General features: G+C 53.6%; 1 protein-coding gene. It reads right to left on the reverse strand.

What is annotated here, in order from left to right; genetic code table 11:
* Positions 1–202, reverse strand: a 202-nt coding sequence (locus tag NE664_15300; protein ID MCQ4727998.1) for a redox-sensing transcriptional repressor Rex, incomplete at its 3' end; no start/stop codon positions are given.
* Between the last annotated feature and the right edge of the window lie 192 nt (positions 203–394).

The following is a 394-nucleotide window of genomic DNA, read 5'->3' on the forward strand; positions in this document are numbered from 1 at the left end:
TCGGTTTTCCCGCCGACCGCGCTACCATGGCGATGTCCTTACGGACCTGCACTTCGTTCAGCTGTAAGTCCAGCGCAATGACCGGCGCGGAGATATTGACGAGTCCCTCGCAGTCTCTGCGCTCCAGATAATGGTGATACACAGGAAGGCGTTCCAGCGTCTTTCTGGAAATCCCCCCAACCAGATGTTTTTTTTCTTCCATGACTGACCCCTTTACTAATTCAAAATCCGCCTGTTCTTCAATAGATCATGCTGCGGCAGCGATCGATGCAGGCAAATATCTCCTGGCGTCTCGGCATGCATAAATTAACCGGCAGATATCCGTCGTCCGCCAGCGCCGCAAGCCCCTCCGCTGCAACCTTCTTTTCCAGCAGGTCCACGATCTGAATCAGAT

The sequence above is a fragment of the Anaerotignum faecicola genome, assembly GCA_024460105.1.
GTDB lineage: Bacteria > Bacillota > Clostridia > Lachnospirales > Anaerotignaceae > JANFXS01.